Source organism: Borrelia sp. P9F1 (assembly GCF_030436115.1).
Taxonomy (GTDB): domain Bacteria; phylum Spirochaetota; class Spirochaetia; order Borreliales; family Borreliaceae; genus Borrelia.
Window position 1 is genome coordinate 575,076 of sequence record NZ_CP129407.1, and the last position, 17,053, is coordinate 592,128.

Consider the following 17,053-nt stretch of genomic DNA (forward strand, 5'->3'; position numbering starts at 1 on the left):
TTATTTTATTACTCTTATATCTTTAAATTCGGATTCTAGATCCTTGTATAAGGAATCTATCTCATTAGTACTCTCTATTTCTATTAAATTTCTAAAGAAAGTTTCTTTGTGTTTCAATGACGGGTTAATGAAATAATTCTTGATATGATGTTTTGAAATTAGCTCATAAATTTCTCTTGCTCTGTATAAACTTTTTGTTGGTTCTATTTCAACATAATATTTGTTGGGTTTTCTGAAAGCGAAATTATCACCCTTCTCTTTAAAATTGTAATTATTTGAATACGTGTCTGGGTATATTTGAAAGTTGGCGGGTTTTATTCCGGTCATTTTTTCGGTGTTTTTATGAGGCATTTCTTTAACTGTCATTTTTTCTTCCAGGAGGGGTTCTATGCCTTTTGTTACTGAACTTTCTTTGCTTTGTTCTGGCACGGTGAGAGCCTCGGCAGAGCGTATTGCTAAACTTTTCGCTTCTCCATTGCCTTTTATTTCTTTGTGCCCTTTTGTTAGGGGATCTTGCCTCTCAGATGCGGTCAATTCTTTTTGAAGTGTTGAAATTATATTTTCATTTTCTTTTAATCTCTTCTCTAATGCATTTATTTCATCCTGCTTGTTATTGATTTTATTTTCATTTTCCTTGTGTGACTCTTCAGTTTTTTCAATCCTTTCTTTCAGTTCATTTATTATTTTTTCTATAGAAGACAAATTAAGTTCGATATCTTCCAAGCTGTTATTTTCATTATTATTGTTATGTAAATTCATTAATTCTTTTTGGAGAGCTAAGATAGCATCTTCGTTATGGGTAACTCTGTCGTTAAGCCCCCGCAGCACTTGAGAATTGTTGTCAATAGTATCTTCGCTATGGGTAAATCTGTCGTCAAGCTCTCTCAGTATTCGAGAATTGTTATCAATAGTATCTTCACTACGGGTAAATCTGTCGTCAAGCTCTCTCAGTATTCGAGAATTGTTATCAATAGTATCTTCACTACGGGTAATCCTATCGCCAAGTTCTCTTATTACTTGCGATTCTGAATGAAAATGTTGTTGATCTTGTTCATGATATTCATCCTCTTCTCTTATGTAATCATAATTTTGATTTAGCGAGTGTTCATATTGACCGTTATCATATTCTTGTTCGTTTTCACTATAAGTATCTTCCTTCGGTTCAGAGGCATTGCCTAGTAAGTATCCTTTTTTGTCGATCAATTTTTTTATCTCTTCAATTTCCTGTTTTAAACTTCTCGCTAAAGACTCGTACTTTTCGTCCTTTTTTTCAATAGGTTCTGTATTTTTGTTTTGCAAAAGCCTTTCTATGTTTTCCATTTTATTCTCGTAGCTTTCAATTTTAAGCTTCAATTCATCTAAGTTTGTCCTAGATCCCGTATCATGCATATTCGTGCTTTCGAAGGAAGGTTTTTTTGGTCTTAAGTATTGTGGATAATGTAATTCTTTACCACGCAGACCGTCGCTTGTTGCCCCACTTTTTTCTAATCTTTGAAGCTGTTCCAAATCGCTAAATTCAAGCTTATTTGATTTTCCACTACCAAGATTAGGTTTGTTCGGAGCACCTCCCTGTGGTGGTTCCGTACTATCATTGTTCTCACTTTGGAAATCTTCGCTTAAGTCCTCTTTGGGGATGTAAACAGCAGAAGGACTTATCACGGTATCAATCGCAACAGATCCCGAATCACCAAAAAGCGATGCATACTGAAACAGAGAAAAAATCTTAAGAAGTGCGAAAAACTTCTGGCTACCTTTATCCATAAATGCCCTGTCTGGTGTGTTCAGCGCCCACAACCATGACCCGATACTAACATAATTTCAAAAAATTATCAAAAAAAGAATTAAAGTTCATGTGGTGCACTTTGGTGACAAAGTAGAGTGGCCCGTTTGGTTAGAAGTTGTTAATTTAGTAATTTAGTATCACTGAATGTTTTTATTCTACATAGTAATTTTGTTGATATTATGCCATAATGAAGCAGTTAGAAGGTAGCTTGTGTATTTTCTTTCTTGGTTTTCTTGGTGTGTATGAAGTTAGGAAGCATGGATGAGATTTGGGGTTTGCCTGTTTGTTGTGGTAGTAGTGGTGCTATCATTGAAGATTTCACGCTTTCGGACGGATATAAGGATCAGATTTCTAGCATTAGTTACAAGGATAACATTGTTCTCAAATTTGGCGATGTTGTTGGGTCTGATGACTTTAATTTGAAGCTTTTCGATAACAAAATAGACTTTGAGGGTCAAATTTCTTTGGTTCTATATTCTAATAACCTGGATTCTTTATTAAGGGCAGAGGAGAGTGTGTCTTTTGAGCTTAAAGCGATTGAGCAGAAGGAAGGTTATTCTGAGTCAATGGATAGTAAATTTGACGGGGTGGAGACTTACAGATCTTGTTATGAGTTTTCGGATTATATAAATTGCTGTAATGAATCTCTTATGGTTAAAGTTTACTTCAAGGGAGATCTCTTAATCATTGATGCGGATGTTGATAACATTGTTCTTTTGAAGAAAATTATTAGTGATAATTTTTGTATTAGTAAGGATAAGATAATTATTAATTCTTTTAATAATTATTGCATTAATTCCCTTTTTCCAGTTTACTTTAATGCGATTTTGCAGGGTGTAGTGCTTGCTACCAGACTTAGGAGAAGAGTTAATATTGTTTACTATAAAAGACACTTCTTGATGGTGCGGGATTTGAGATTGAAATTTTCGGCTATTAACTGTTTGTCAGCAGAAAATAAGCTTTCAAAGATTGTTTTGGATCTTGAGATCAACAGGCCGTTAAGTTTTATGTATAAATTTTATTTTAATTATCTCAAGCGTATTTTCAGTAATCTGTTTTTTGATTTTAGGGTACAGACTAATTTTATGGAACTTAAACATGATATTGTATTTTTTTATGATAATCACCTCTTATTTGAGACCTCTGTTTACAATTTTATTTATTCAAACTTATATAACCTTGCGGTGAGTTTTTCAATTGAGCCTTTGAGTTATCTGCTCTCTCATGTTAAGCCGGAATACGATGAATTTTTAAAGTTTTTTGAGAAGGTGGATCTTAAAAATTCTATCATTAGGAAATCATCTTCTATAAGTTTAAATAATATCTATGGTGTTTTTGATGTAAGGAGAAAAGGGGCGGGCTTTAGCTTTATAGATGTAGAAGCTGTCCTTAAGGGGTATATGCAAACTATTTCTATGAGTTTGCATAAAAATAAATTGGAGATACTCATTCCTTATAAGATCTTGGATGACAATTTAATAAATTATTTAAGAAATACTTTAGCTAGGGAATTTGAATTGTCGTATAACAATGTAAGGTTTGTTGTCAGCGATTCTTTTGCAGATGATATTGGGTATGGTGCACTGATTAGAGAACCTTTTTTTGTTGGGAGAGAAATTTTGGCTGTTAAGGAGAATCTTGCCTTGATGACTGGTAAAAATTTTAAAGGCGATTATCCTGTTGTAATTGAGCAAGATTTTGTTCTAAGTGCTGATACTAGGTTTAAGGTTGCATGTTCGCTTGAAATTGTCGTAAAAATATATTCTTTTGAAGTTACATTTAGCAATGTAACTTTTTTTGTTCAATGTGGCAAGATTGATAAGATTAAGCTCAATAATAAGAGGGCATTTTCGGTTTTTAGTTTGGCAGCCAGTTATGTTTTTGGAAAAATAAATTATGATATTGATGACCCTTTAATGGTTGAGTTTATTGAGGATGGAGAGGATTTTTTTTCTTTCAGGGCATTATTTATTTCATCTGTTTCTGCAATCAGGACGGCCTTAATTCAGGCTTTTGATTTTGATTTATCCAGAATTCCTATTGAGGTTGAAGATGTTCTGAGTAATTGGAGTGTAAAGATTGATACTAATTAGCTTTAATTTGAATGGAGAAAGTCTTTCAAAAAGTGTTGATATTTCTTTAAGTACTAGGGATCTTTTAATGGGTGTTTTCTATTCGGGTGAAAAAAATTTAATTGAGAATGTCAACAACAACTTTTCATTAGTGCTTTTAAATTTACAACCGATATATTCATACCTAGTTCCAGCTTTTATGTTAAATGGAAGTAACATCATGACGGTTGAAGGTCTAAGGGATACATCCTATTATAGAAATTTAATTAAGGTCTTGTTAGAAAACTGCTTTGGGTTTTGTGCAAGCTGTTTCTCATCTAACGCTCTTTTATTTTATTATTTTTTAAAGAGTAAAATAATAATCAGAACAGATATCTTGGGATATTATAATACGTTGAAGTGTTATTGCGTTGATGTTAATACTTTTTTAGATATTTATTTGAAGTTAGAAGAATTAGAGAGAAAATGAGCGGCATAAGAGTATACTACCCAGAAAACTTTAATGCACTTGTTAGTTTGTTTGACAGAGAATTGGATAATTATATTGTTTATAACGAAATTGACTTCCATAAAAATATTGAGATTTTTAAAGAAAAGAATAAAACAATTAATTTCTTTTTGGTCAATAATTTTGAAAGATTTAGAAAGATTTCACTTAAGAGTAATTATTTAGAAATAGGGCCATGTGTTACTTATAATGAAATATTGAAATTTGGAGAGAGAAATATTCCAAGATTATTTTATGAGCTTATTGCAAAATTAAATGATAAAATATATTTAAACAGCGTTAACATTGCTAATGGGTTTTATTATAAGAGTACCGTTTTTGATTTGCATCCTTTGTTTCTAAGCCTTGATGCTCAACTTGAGTTCAGAGATGTTTTCACTAAAAAAACTTATACTTATAATGCTTATAGTGTTAATAGGGATGATTATATACAAAGGCGCAATACTTTGTTTTTGACTAAATTAAAATTTCCAATTACAAATCTATGGAACAAAAGTTTTTATGGTAAAGTGTTTGTTGATACTTTTTCATTTGAAATGTTAGAAAATGTAAACATTATTTTTATTTGTGTGCTTTTGAATGTCAAAAGAGACGTTATAAGTGATTTTTTGATGAAAATATTTTACGATGACAAGGTTATTACTTTAAGGGATTTTCAAGTTTCACTTCTTAATAAAACTCTACCTTTGTCGATTTCTGAGATTGAAGATTCCCTTAAAATGTTGGATAAAAATGTTAGAGATGTTAAAAATTTTAGCTTTGGCGAGAGGAATTTGAAACTTATTAAAAGTTTTTATTTTGATGTATTGATTAGCTTTTGATCTTATAAAAATTAGAAATGTTAAATAATTATTAATTTTTGCTAATGTTTTATATGAAACCAATGGTAATTAATTTATCAATTCGCTTTTATGTATTATAATGTTAATTTGTTAATGTTTTACAAAAATAATTTTTTAAAAAAAAGGGGTTCTTAAGTTTATGGTAAAAAAAGAAGCTACTATTAGGGCTATTAATGGCTTACACGTAAGGCCGGCGTCGACTTTTGTGAAAAGAGCGAAAGAGTATTCTAGTGATATAACTGTGGAAGCTGATGGGAAATCTGTTAGCGGGAAGAGCTTATTTCGTTTGCAAACCTTGGAATTGTCTTCTGGTAAGAAAGTTTTGGTTTGTGCTGATGGGGATGATGAGGAGAGGGCTGCTACTGAGCTTTCTGAACTCATTGAGTCTTTTAAAGAGTGAGCTTGGAAGGTTTGTATGACTTTATCGGGAAAAAGAATATCTAAGGGGATAGGTGTAGGAGAAGCTCTTTTTATTAAAAAAGATTTTGATAATTTGATTAATAAATCAAAAATTGATTCTTCTCAAGTTGACAGTGAGATAAAAAAGTTTAATGACGCTAAGGTTAAGGCTATTTCTGCACTTGAGAAGCTTACAAGGAAGGCGGCGGACCAGCTTGGTGCTGATAAAGAGGGTATTTTTGAGGGTCAGATGTTGATCATTGAAGATGATGAGCTTACAGATACCGTTTTAAATTTTATTAAGTATGAAAATTGTGGTGCTGCTTACGCTGTTTATTTATCTTTTGAAGAATTGATTAAGGGTATGGAGGAGTACACGGATGTTTATTTAAAGGAGAGGGCCTCTGATTTCAGAGATATTAGGAATAGGCTTGTTTCAAATATTTTAGGGCAATTAACTGATCTGTCTGAAATTAATAGAGATGTAGTTTTGGTTACTGAAGAATTAACTCCTTCTGATACAATGCAAGTTGATTTAAGTTATGTTAAAGGATTCTTGACTACGGTTGGTGGTGAAACTTCTCACGCTGCTATTTTAGCAAGGACAATGGAATTGCCAGCTCTTGTTATGTCTCCTTCAGATATTAGCAATATTAAAGATGGCGATAGGTTGATCATTGATGGACTCTCTTCGATTGTTATTAATAACCCATCAACTAGTGAACTTAATAAATACATGAATAAAATGTTAAAACACAGTAAGATGGAGGAAGAGCTTTTTTCATTAAAGGATAAAAAGGCAGAGACGAAAGATGGCGTTACAATATCTTTAAAGGCTAATATTGGAACTCCTGCAGATATTTCTTATGTTAATAAGTATGGGCTTGAGGGGATAGGGCTTTTTAGGACAGAGTTTTTGTATATGGAATCTGGTAAGCCACCTACGGAGGAGGAGCAGTTTGAAGCTTATAAGAAAGTCGTGGAAACTGTTGAGAAGAAGGGCGTTGTTACTATTCGTACTCTTGATATTGGAGGCGATAAAGAGATACCTTATCTTCATTTTCCAAAGGAAGATAACCCTTTTTTGGGGTATCGTGCGCTGAGGATGTACATGGACTATGAAGAGTTAGTGCAGGTGCAGTTTAATGCAATTTTTAGAGCTAGTCATTATGGCAAGGTAAGGATAATGGTGCCTATGCTTACTAGGTATGAGGACATTGATATAATCGAACATTTTGTAGGTAGGGCTAGGGAGAATTTAAGATCTAGGAATTTGCCTTTTGATGGAGATTTGGAAGTAGGCTGTATGATAGAAGTACCTTCTGCGGCTTTAATTGCTACTGAACTTTCCAATAAATTGAAGTTTTTTAGTATTGGGACTAATGATTTGACTCAATATACTTTAGCGGTGGACCGTGGTAATCAGAAGATATCAAATTTGTATGATAAGTATAATCCTGCTGTTTTAAGACTAATTAAGCATGTTTTTGATGCTGGGAGTAGCTCTGGAATTGATGTGTCTGTTTGTGGCGAGCTTGGGGGAGATGAGGCTGGAGCTTTAATTCTTGTTGGTCTTGGATTTAGGTCTTTGAGTATGGTCCCTAGCGCTTCGCTTAGGATTAAGTATTTACTAAAGAAATATACAATATCTGAGCTTGGTGAATTAGCTAATAGAGTATTGAGTAGTAAGTTAGAGTCAGAGACTTTGAAATATTTAGATAAATTTATAGGAGATTAGTTATGGGGTTTTTAGATTTTTTTAAAAAGGTAGCTACTTTGGATTTGATAGCACCTGTTAGTGGCAAGGTTGTTTCAATCGATAAAGTTCCGGACGAGGCGTTTGCTGAGAAAATAGTTGGTGATGGGGTTGCTATTGTTCCTACGGGCAGTGAGTTAGTTGCACCTTGTGATGGAACTATTGGTAAGATTTTCAAGACAAATCATGCTTTTAGTCTTGAGACTAAAGAGGGCGTTGAAATTTTTGTTCACTTTGGTATTAATACTCTTAATTTGAATGGAAAGGGGTTTACAAGGGTTGCTGAAGAAGGGTCGAGCGTGAAGCAGGGAGATGTTGTTATTAGACTTGATCTTGACTATTTAAAGGCTCATGCGGAATCAGTGGTTACTCCCGTTGTTATTGCAAATTCTGATGAGGTTTCGAATATTGAGTACGTATTTGGCAGGTTTGATGATGGTTCTGAATATATCTTACCTTCTTCTGCTTCTTTAACAGAAGATGTCAGAAATAAGATATCCCAAACCAAGCCCGTTGAGGCTGGCAAGGATCTGGTTCTTAGAGTCAAAAAATAGGGGCATGCGCCCCTGTTCATTACTTTACACATATTATATATTTTTCTCTAAAATTTCGTTTAGAATGTTGATAAATTGACTTGGGTTTTTGCTAGGCAAGCCCGATGTTATTATTGCTTCTTCAAGGAGTATGATGCTTATTTTCTCCAAGTTCTCGCTGTCTAGGTTTTTTAAATTTTTAACGATTTTGTTATTTGGATTTAGCTCAAGGATCGGTTTTGTTTCTTTCACTTCTTGTCCCATTGACAGCATAATCCTTTGCATTTGATAGGTAGGATCAGCACTGTCAATAATGATTGCTGATGGTTCTTTGATTAATGTGGCTGATAACAAAACATCTTTAACTTGGTCTTTAAGTATTTCTTTTACTTTTAACAAGATATCCTTAAATTCTTCTTCGGTTTTTTTAAAGTTTTCATCTTTTAATTCATCGCTTGTTTCGTTTTTATTGATTGCTTTCAGTTTTGTTCCGTCGTATTCCGTCATAAAATTTAAAATAGCCTCATCAAGTTCGTCATCCATAATAAGAGTCTCGTATCCTCTTTCTTTATAGGCAGTTACAATTGGATTGGCTTTTAGTATGTTTTCTCTCCCCCCAGTTATGTAATATATACTTTTTTGGCCCTCAGGCATTCTACCTTTATATTCTTTCAAAGAGACAAATCCATCCACGCTAGAAGATTTAAATCTAATCAAAGATATGAGTTTTTCTCTATTATCAAAGTCAGAATAAACTCCCTCTTTCAAACATCTTCCAAATTCTTTTGAAAATTCAGCAAACTTGGAAGAATCTGCTTCACTTAATTTTTCAAGTTCGCCTAGTATTTTTTTTACAGAAGATAACTTTATTTTAGATAGTATTTTATTTTGCTGTAAAATCTCCCTGCTTACGTTTAGCGGTAGGTCTTGGCAATCTATTACTCCTTTTATAAATCTTAAATAATTTGGAAGTAAGCTACCCTCAGAGTCTGTGATAAAAACTCTGTTTATGAATAACCTCACACCAGGTTTGGGATTTGGGTAGTATAGGTCATAAGGAGCCTTGCTTGGAACATAGAAAAGGTTTATGTATTCAATGCTTCCTTCAGCTTTTGTATGGATATGGATAAGTGGATTTTCATAGTCAAAAGTCAGATTTTTATAAAATTCATTATATTCTTCATCAGTAATTTCACTTTTGTTTTTTATCCAAATTGCTGTAGTTTCGTTTACCTTATCTTCTTTGTCTTCAAACCCCTCTTGTTTTCCATCTTTCATTAAGGGTTCCCTATATTTAATGGATATAGGATAGTTAATATGGTTTGAATATTTTTTTATAATCTCTTGAATTTTCCATTTACTAGTATACTCAGTTCCTTCTTCATTAAGATAAAGGGTTATTTCGGTGCCCATGTCATCTTTTTCCGTTTGATCTATTTCATACCCTGTCTTCCCATCGCTAGACCAGATATAGGCATTCTCTTCTAGAGCTTTTCTTGTTCTAACTTCAACTTTTTCTGACACGATAAAAGCACTATAAAAGCCAACTCCAAACTGTCCAATTAAACTTGAGGCTTTTTTTTCATCTTTTTTTAAGTTATTAATAAATTCCTTAGTGCCTGATTTTGCAATTACTCCAAGATGATTCATTAGATCCTCTTTATTCATTCCAATACCGTTATCTTTGATTTTAATGATTTTGTCATCAAAACTTATTTCTATCTTTGGATCTAGGTTAATACCTTTAAATTTTTCATCTGTTAGGTTTAAAAATTTAAGCTTATCAATTGCATCAGAAGCGTTTGATATTAGTTCTCGTAAAAATATCTCTTTATGGGAATAAAGAGAGTGTATGATTAAATAAAGCAAGTCATTAACTTCTGTGTCAAACTGTTTTTTCATGAAATTTCCCCCTCTTTCGCTTGGTTTAATCTTTACTTTTTCCATGATATAACATAATCTGAAAATAATGAATAAAGTGGCTTTGTTTGAAATGAAAAGTTAAGATAGGGGACAATGCGATGGATGTTGGTGTTTATGGGTTGGGTGTTATGGGTAGCAGTTTAGCTTTAAATATTGCTGATAACGGGTTTAATGTTTCTGTTTATAATAGAGACAATGAAAGGACTGAGGTTTTTCTTGTAAACAATGCTCATAGGAAGATTATTGGATTTAAAGATGTTGAGAGTTTTATTAAAAGTTTAAAAAAACCTAGAAAAATTATTTTAATGATATCAAGCTCAGCTGTGGATAAGGTAATTGAGCAAATTCTACCTCTAGTTGAAAAATTTGATATTATCGTTGACGGCGGAAATTCTCATTACAAGAATACCATGAGAAGAGAACGAGAGTTATTCTCTAGGGATGTTTATTTTGTTGGACTTGGAATTTCGGGGGGTGAAGAGGGCGCTCGGTCTGGGTCTTCTTTGATGTATGGAGGTAGCAGAAAGTCTTATGAGTTAATTGAACCTATTTTAAATGAGATAGCTGCAAAGACACGGGTGGGAGATGTTTGCTCTGCTTATATTGGTGAGAATGGAGCAGGCCACTATGTAAAGATGATTCATAATGGGATTGAGTACGCCGATATGCAACTTATTAGTGAAGCATATTTTTTTATGAAGAAAGCTTTTAATTTAGATAATTTGAGGATCGCAGAAGTGTTTGAAAAGTGGAATGAGGGAGAGCTTTCTAGTTATTTGGTGGAAATAACATCTAGTATTCTAAAATACAAAGAAAATAATGAGTATTTGCTTGATAAGATTTTGGATGTTGCAAATCAAAAGGGTACTGGCAAATGGACTTCAATTGAAGCTTTTGAGACAGGTGTGCCAGCAAATTTGATTTTTGAGTCTGTGTTCGCACGGTTTGTCTCCACATTAAAACATGAAAGGGTAATCGCTAGTGACATTCTTAAAATGGATTTAGGGCCATTTGAATTTGATCTTAGTGATTGGATTTTGGATCTTTATTATGCCCTTTTAGTTTCAAAGATATTAGCTTATGCTCAGGGGTTCATGTTGCTTAAGTCGGCATCTGTTAATTATAGTTGGGATTTAAACTTGGGAAAAATTTCTTTGGTTTGGAGAGAGGGTTGCATAATTAGGAGTGTTTTCCTAGAAAAGATTAAACTAGCGTACGACAAAAATCCTCACCTTATCAATCTGCTTTTCGATGACTACTTTTTAGAGATAATTAAGAAGCATCACAAGTCCCTAAGAAGGGTAGTCTCAAAAGCTAGCGAAATCGGAATACCTTTACCGGTATTTTATGCAAGCCTTTCGTTTCTGGATTCTTATTCTACTAATTACTTACCAACCAATCTAATACAGGCTCAGCGAGACTTCTTCGGGGCACATAAGTTCGAAAGACTGGATTCGAAGCTGGGTGAGTTTTTCCATAGTAATTGGCAATAGTTAGATATAGTATTTTGCAAATATTCCTCCAATTATATTTGTCTTAAGACCCGCATAGAGGTGGTGATATGCAAGAGATCTTGTGTTTGATATAAATTCTATTGAAGGTGCTATTTTAAAACCCATTTCTACCTTTTCTGTTAGGTCGTAGAAAAGGACCACTGGTGTTCTGACTCCAAATCCCAATTGTAGGTTTATTAAATCTGATTTGCGAGATGCTATGTGTATGCTGCCTCCGATGCCTAATCCAATGGATAGCCTTTCCATTAAGGGTACTGTGAAGATTAAATCTAGAGCTGCAAGTGCAAACAGGTTGAAGTCGTATTTTTTTGAGTCAATGCCACGGCCGGATAAAATTATTCCATTTGTACCCCCATACCCTATCTCGACGTCAATGAACGGGAAGGACATAATGTAATTGAACATGGGGTTTCCAATGCTGCCTCCAAATCCCACTCCTCTGTTTAGGTACGAATTTCTTCCAAACGTATCAGCCCATGTAATTAATAGCAAAAATATTATTAGTATCAGTTTTTTCACTATGCCTCCAATAATTAAACACATGCCATTATATCACATACTAGTTTTAAGGATTAAACAAAGGCCCGCAAGTTACACTACAGGCGTTTTACTAGTGTGTTGTTTAAAGATTTTATACAATCCAAAACCTGAGCCCCAGAGTTGCAAATATCTCCCATTTTCGAGCCGAATCGAAACTTCCTCCCCAAATATTGACACCGGGTCCTAATTTTAAAAAAATGTCAAACAATTTTTTACTAACTGAGAAATTTAGTATAAAAGATAGGCGCCCCCCAATATTCATTGAACCATAAACTTTCTGAGTGCGATTCCACTTCGATATCCACCACATACCATATACACCAATTCCAAGTGCAATATCTATCAGATTGTATTCCTCTATCAAATTGTATGTAGGGGTTACAAACTCCAAAGAAGAAAATATTGTACTGGCATTTTGAAACAAATTCTTCAACCCATTGTAAAGTCCAATCTCTATTTCAATGTTGGGTCCCAAGACTAGTTGAAATGTACTTGGGAAAGGTCCCGTTACTCCAAAGCCAAAGGCTCCTCGACTTGAATACAAATCGTCTGCCGAGGTGCCAATAGCAACCAATAATAAGACTAAAATCAACACTGTCTTTCCCATATTCCCCTATATCCACAACTCTGCCTGTTAAGTATATACGCAAACGCTTTAAAATGAAATTTGTAGTCTTGCCTGATATTCCGAGTACGTTTAAAGAGCAAAAACACCTCCTCTGAGTTATATATTTTTTACGCGAACCAGAACCTAAATCCAAGTCCTGCAAATACTTCCCATCTAAAACCCACTCCTCCGCTCCAAATATTCATTCCAAGACCAGGCGCTACTTTTAAAAATAAATCAAATCTATGCCTAGACACTGCAAGGTTTAAAAATAAGGGCAGTCGTGCACCTACGCTCACTGGACCACTGTTTGCTTGGCCATTACCCCATCTCGATAACCACATAGTGCCATATGCGCCACCCCCCACAGCAAATTCTAAAATGTTAGCTGCCCCCGGGAAGGTGTACAAGTAGAAGATGTAATCTAGTGCAAGAAATAACGTTCTCCAGTCTTTAAATAAATTGTTTGCACCGTTGTAAAGGCCAAAATCTATATCCACATTCCCAATGCTTAATTCTAATACAATAGGGAAAGGCAACAAAAACCCCGCACCAAATTTACTTCTTGCCGTTGAATTCGCAAAAACAGGACTCAAGCACAACGCCAACATTATAACAATTGCAATCTTTTTTTTCATAATAATCCCCCTCTATAGGAATATGTAATCCTAGATTAGAGAAATTCAACAGATTTGTGTTAATGTAGTGACCTGAGTAATCTAATTTTAAATCCAACCCTTTATTCCTACAGATAAATCCCCCCTTATTGGGAATATAAATTGCCTACTGGGAGTCTGTCCGATAAAAAGAGACGGAGAAGTCCTTATGCTGATTTCAAAATTATCACCTAACATTTTGTACTTTATTCCAAAGGGAACAGACAATCCAATCTTATAGCTAACGCCTGAATAAGATCTTTGTCCATATATTTCTGACGTGCTACCAACTTCTAAGAATAGACCAGCACCCATAAAAAAAAAGAAAGCATTTAAAATATGTAGATCTGAGAATATATAATGAGTATGTGTATAGAACATGAGTTCTTTCGAAAAAAGATTTGTAATACTTGTGTGTATCATCCCTATACCGAGGTCAAAATTTTTTATACTAAATTCCATTCCTGTCGGAAAGGGAAAGAAAATACCAAACCCGAACTTTCCTCTTGAGCAAAGATTGGGGGGATTATTCATTTTAGTCGTGGTAGAACCGTTTTCTGAGGTTTCTCTTGAAAATATGTGAGCAGGAGTTAGTGTTGCCAATAAGAACAGCATGAATAATAATTTTTTGCTTAGCATTTGCGTTTTCTCTATATTTAAGAAGCTAATCAGTAGTAGCCTACATGCCCATTATAAATAATGTTTTAACATTATTTCACATTTATTTAGTATTTAAATTTTTGATTTATAATTGGTGTTTAGCGGTGTGTGGAATAATGTGGGGTTACAAAGATTGACATTATGACATTCTACTTGTTTATTAGTTCTATCATTAAGAGGCACTTATGGAATTAGAAACGGATTTGCAGAGTATGCTAAGTCAGTATCTTTTGTTTAGTTTGGATGAACTCTATGCCATCGAGATTAAATATGTAGTTGAGGTATTAGAATACACTAAAATATCTAAAATACCAAGAACACCTGATTATATGGCGGGTATAATTAACAATCGAGGGAAAATAGTACCCATAATCGACATTAGAAGACAGTTTGGTATGGAGGAACGTAGGATTAGCGAGGAGGAGATTAAGAAAAACAAAGGGGTTGATGTTTCAAATATCATCATACTGACTCTGACGTATGAGGGTGATGAGTTTAATCTTGGGATTTTGGTAGATTATGTTAATGAAGTTCTTGAATTAGATCCGGCTAGTATTGATGATACCCCAAAGATTGGTACTGGGTTTAACGCTAGGTTTATCTCAGGGATTGGTAAGAGTAAAAATAGGTTTATCATTATTCTTGACATAGAGAATTTGTTTGATATTAAGGAGCTTTCCAAGTTTAGAAATACTACGATATATGATCCTGATAATGAGTAATAGGAGTTTTGTATTATGCTTTATAAGCCAGAAGGGGACCTTGTAATAAATAACATTTTTAGGGTTAAGGAGGATCTTTTGGATATTTTCAAAGATATGCAGGAGGGGGATACTCTTACTGTTAACCTTTCAAATGTAGAAAAAATTGACATTACTTTCATACAAATTTTGTATGCTTCTAATAAGTACGCTAAGAGTAGAAAGTTATTTTTAAAGATAGAATATCCATCCGACGAAGTTTTAAGTTCGTTGTTGTATGGTGGGTTTTTAAGCGATATTGAGGATGTTGATAATTTGAATTTAGGGCCTAGTTTGGTTGAATTTTAGTTTTATGTATTTAAAGGGAAGCTTATGAACACTAGAGATATGATTGATAAATTTAGAGATTCTTTTAAAGAAGAGTCCATAGAAAACATCTCAGATATTGAACAGGCACTTCTGAATATTGAGTTTGAATCGGGACAAGAAGTTATTAATTCTATTTTTAGAAATTTTCATACAATAAAGGGCAGCGCTGGGATGTTTGGGTTTAATTTTACTGCTTCTCTTGTTCATGAGATAGAGACTGTACTTGATCCTATCAAGGAAGGGTCTGATGAATTTGATCAAGCTACTGTTGATTCTACTTTAATGGCAGTTGATTTTATTCGCGAGTTAATTGAAGGAGATGAGGCTATTGGTGAGGTTGAATTTAAAACTCGAGAGAAGGAATTAATAGAGACGATTAAAATGGGAATAGGAGCGTCTGCTGATGTTAAACTTGGTGGCGACTTGGAATCTAGTTCTAGTTGTGAGGTTCAAATAGATTCGCCTGGTGGGGGTGGAGAGGAGTCTTCCTCTGAATTATCTTCGGAGGGCGGATTTGAGGATGAGGCTTTAAATATTGCAACTAAGGTTTATAGAATTATTTTCAAGCCTGCAAGGGGAATTTTGTTTCATGGTCATAAACCAATTAATTTATTGAAGAAAATATTGAATTTGGGTAATGGCCAGATTAAGGCTAGGGTGGGGAATATTCCTGATTTAGAGTTAATATCTCCTGATAATGTTTATGTTAAATGGGAGATGAAATTAGAGACAGAAGAGAGTAGGAACGCCATAGAAGATGTTTTTGTGTTCCTAGACGAGCAGTCAAAAGTTGTTGTTGAAGAAGTTGACAAGTTTTATGAGATACCCGAGGATGACCTTGACTTATTAGAATCAGATGAAGTTAGGGCAAGTAGTGATCTAAAGGAGGTGTCTTCTGCAAAACAGAGTTTATTGTCAAAAACTAGGGAAGTTGAGAGCAAGGTGTCTTCTAGGAGTGATGGGGGTAATTTTAATTTTATTGATGTTACTGCTAAAAGCAAGGTCAATATTGCAAGTATTAAGGTTGATTCAAAAAAGTTAGATCACTTGGTAAATCTTGTTGGTGAACTTGTGACAATCCAATCTAAGCTTTCAAAAGAGGCTGAGAATAAGGGTAGCAATGTTTTAAACTCGATTTCAGCTGAGTTTTCTTTGCTTATTAACGAACTCAGGGATTATACAACAGGACTTAGAACTGTTCCCATTGAAATTTTATTTGTAAAGTTTCAAAGAATAGTTAAGGATTTATCTGCTCAGCTTGGGAAATCCATTCTTTATCATACTCAGGGTGGAGACACTGTTCTTGACAAAAGTATTATTGAGAAATTAAATGAGCCTTTGGTGCACTTAATAAGGAATTCAATTGACCATGGTATTGAGTCAGTAGATGAGAGGGTAAAGGCTGGAAAGGATCCTAAAGGTGTAATTAAGCTTTCTGCACATCAGTCGGGAGACTCTGTTATCGTGGTTATTGAGGATGATGGTAGGGGGCTTGACAGGCTTAAGATAATTAAGAAAGCTGTAGAGAAGGATATAGTATCTGAAACTGTTTCAAAAACTTTGTCGGAAGCTGATGTGTATAATCTAATTTTTGAACCTGGGTTTTCAACGGCTAGTGTTGTAACTAGTATATCTGGACGGGGCGTTGGGATGGATGTTGTTAGGAAGCAGGTGGAGTCTTTAAGGGGCAGTGTTGTTCTTGAGAGTGATCTTGGGAAATATACTAGAACGAAATTGATTTTTCCCTTGACCTTGGCGATTATTGAAGGTTGGTTGGTAAGAGTCAAGGATGAACATTTCATCGTGCCTCTCTCCAGTGTTGAATCTTGTCTTGAGGCCGATAAGTTGATGTCTAAGAAATGTGGACTTGAATGCAATAATAATGTTATGAACTATAGGGGGAGCATGATTAGTTATATACGTCTGCGGGAGTTTTTTGAGATATCTAAGGAAAGAAGTGCTAGTGAGCATGTTGTTGTTGTTAATACGAATAGTGGAAAGATAGGAATTGTAGTTGATGAAGTGTTGGGACAGCATCAGACTGTCATAAAGGCTTTGGGGAAAGTTTATTCTAGGGTAGAGGGAGTGTCAGGAGCTACAATACTTGGAGATGGTAGTTTGGCGCTAGTAATAGATATTGATACTATAACCAAAATTATAAAATAGCATGCTTTGATTATACATTTTGGG

At 34.3% G+C, this 17,053-nt stretch carries 16 protein-coding genes; 10 read left to right on the forward strand and 6 right to left on the reverse strand.

The window, feature by feature from the left end:
- Complete coding sequence (locus tag QYZ68_RS02840; protein WP_301384057.1) at positions 1-1,761, reverse strand: coiled-coil domain-containing protein; 1,761 nt, start codon at positions 1,759-1,761, stop codon at positions 1-3.
- Positions 1,762-2,025: 264 nt separating this feature from the next.
- On the opposite strand from QYZ68_RS02840, the gene QYZ68_RS02845 reads away from it, so the two are divergent.
- The 6 genes from QYZ68_RS02845 (at position 2,026) to crr (ending at position 7,914) form a co-directional block, all read left to right on the forward strand.
- Positions 2,026-3,876 carry a hypothetical protein gene (locus QYZ68_RS02845; protein ID WP_301384058.1) on the forward strand — a complete coding sequence of 617 codons (1,851 nt, stop codon included), beginning with the start codon at positions 2,026-2,028 and terminating at the stop codon, positions 3,874-3,876.
- Complete coding sequence (locus QYZ68_RS02850) at positions 3,863-4,324, forward strand: hypothetical protein (RefSeq protein WP_301384059.1); 462 nt, start codon at positions 3,863-3,865, stop codon at positions 4,322-4,324. The genes QYZ68_RS02845 and QYZ68_RS02850 overlap by 14 nt, the downstream gene beginning before the upstream one ends.
- Positions 4,321-5,184, forward strand: coding sequence for an FAD binding domain-containing protein (locus QYZ68_RS02855; RefSeq protein ID WP_301384060.1), 864 nt, complete (start codon positions 4,321-4,323; stop codon positions 5,182-5,184). The genes QYZ68_RS02850 and QYZ68_RS02855 overlap by 4 nt, the downstream gene beginning before the upstream one ends.
- A 160-nt stretch (positions 5,185-5,344) precedes the next feature.
- Complete coding sequence (locus tag QYZ68_RS02860) at positions 5,345-5,605, forward strand: HPr family phosphocarrier protein (protein WP_301384061.1); 261 nt, start codon at positions 5,345-5,347, stop codon at positions 5,603-5,605.
- Positions 5,606-5,620: 15 nt separating this feature from the next.
- On the forward strand, positions 5,621-7,342 hold the full coding sequence (ptsP, locus tag QYZ68_RS02865; RefSeq protein ID WP_301384062.1) for a phosphoenolpyruvate--protein phosphotransferase: 1,722 nt from the start codon (positions 5,621-5,623) through the stop codon (positions 7,340-7,342).
- A gap of 2 nt (positions 7,343-7,344) precedes the next feature.
- Positions 7,345-7,914, forward strand: coding sequence for a PTS glucose transporter subunit IIA (gene crr, locus QYZ68_RS02870; protein WP_301384063.1), 570 nt, complete (start codon positions 7,345-7,347; stop codon positions 7,912-7,914).
- Between the two features lie 33 nt (positions 7,915-7,947).
- On the opposite strand, the gene htpG is transcribed toward crr, so the two are convergent.
- Positions 7,948-9,795: a molecular chaperone HtpG gene (gene htpG / locus QYZ68_RS02875; RefSeq protein WP_301384064.1), complete on the reverse strand. Its 1,848-nt coding sequence runs from the start codon at positions 9,793-9,795 to the stop codon at positions 7,948-7,950.
- A gap of 119 nt (positions 9,796-9,914) precedes the next feature.
- On the opposite strand from htpG, the gene gnd reads away from it, so the two are divergent.
- The gene (gene gnd / locus QYZ68_RS02880) at positions 9,915-11,309 is read left to right on the forward strand and encodes a decarboxylating NADP(+)-dependent phosphogluconate dehydrogenase (RefSeq protein ID WP_301384065.1); all 1,395 of its coding nucleotides are present in this window, start codon (positions 9,915-9,917) and stop codon (positions 11,307-11,309) included.
- On the opposite strand, the gene QYZ68_RS02885 is transcribed toward gnd, so the two are convergent.
- The 4 genes from QYZ68_RS02885 to QYZ68_RS02900 all read right to left on the reverse strand — a co-directional run bounded on the left by QYZ68_RS02885 (position 11,310) and on the right by QYZ68_RS02900 (position 13,772).
- The gene (locus QYZ68_RS02885) at positions 11,310-11,849 is read right to left on the reverse strand and encodes a BAPKO_0422 family outer member beta-barrel protein (RefSeq protein ID WP_301384066.1); all 540 of its coding nucleotides are present in this window, start codon (positions 11,847-11,849) and stop codon (positions 11,310-11,312) included.
- A gap of 112 nt (positions 11,850-11,961) precedes the next feature.
- Positions 11,962-12,477, reverse strand: coding sequence for a BAPKO_0422 family outer member beta-barrel protein (locus QYZ68_RS02890; RefSeq protein ID WP_301384067.1), 516 nt, complete (start codon positions 12,475-12,477; stop codon positions 11,962-11,964).
- Positions 12,478-12,605: 128 nt separating this feature from the next.
- A complete protein-coding gene (locus QYZ68_RS02895; protein ID WP_301384068.1) occupies positions 12,606-13,115 on the reverse strand; it encodes a DUF3996 domain-containing protein in 510 nt (169 codons plus the stop codon).
- A gap of 87 nt (positions 13,116-13,202) precedes the next feature.
- Positions 13,203-13,772, reverse strand: coding sequence for a BAPKO_0422 family outer member beta-barrel protein (locus QYZ68_RS02900; protein WP_301384069.1), 570 nt, complete (start codon positions 13,770-13,772; stop codon positions 13,203-13,205).
- 206 nt (positions 13,773-13,978) lie between these two features.
- Here QYZ68_RS02900 and QYZ68_RS02905 point away from each other — a divergent pair, with 206 nt between their 5' ends.
- The 3 genes from QYZ68_RS02905 to QYZ68_RS02915 are packed head-to-tail and all read left to right on the forward strand — an operon-like array spanning position 13,979 to position 17,029.
- Positions 13,979-14,515, forward strand: a complete 537-nt coding sequence (locus tag QYZ68_RS02905; RefSeq protein WP_301384070.1) for a chemotaxis protein CheW — start codon at positions 13,979-13,981, stop codon at positions 14,513-14,515.
- A gap of 15 nt (positions 14,516-14,530) precedes the next feature.
- Entirely contained in the window at positions 14,531-14,842 is a 312-nt protein-coding gene (locus tag QYZ68_RS02910) for an STAS domain-containing protein (protein WP_301384071.1), read from the forward strand.
- Positions 14,843-14,866: 24 nt separating this feature from the next.
- A complete protein-coding gene (locus QYZ68_RS02915; RefSeq protein ID WP_301384072.1) occupies positions 14,867-17,029 on the forward strand; it encodes a chemotaxis protein CheA in 2,163 nt (720 codons plus the stop codon).
- Positions 17,030-17,053 lie beyond the last annotated feature (24 nt).